The following is a 267-nucleotide window of genomic DNA, read 5'->3' on the forward strand; positions in this document are numbered from 1 at the left end:
GGCGAGATCCTGGCGCGCGATCTCCTGCCCGCCCGCCTCCGCAGCTTCGGCCCCGCCGTCAATGTCATGGCGTTCGATTACGCCCGCCGCTTCGGCGAGGTCGGCTTCACCGCCCGCAACGTCTCGATCGGCCCGATCGAGGATATCGGCTTCAGCCTCTATGACCGCGCATCCGGTGTGCCAGAGATCGAGCTGCACGCCAATCCCGCCCTCTATGACCGCGCCCGGCTCGCAACACTCCGCGATGGCCTCGCCCGCATTCTGGAG

General features: G+C 68.2%; 1 protein-coding gene. It reads left to right on the forward strand.

Annotation, left to right across the window (positions count from 1 at the left end):
• Positions 1-267 (forward strand): hypothetical protein (locus tag ACYQ7X_RS17505; RefSeq protein ID WP_459698356.1); only part of this gene is annotated, 267 nt, incomplete at both ends.

Source organism: Acidisoma sp. C75, assembly GCF_054665095.1.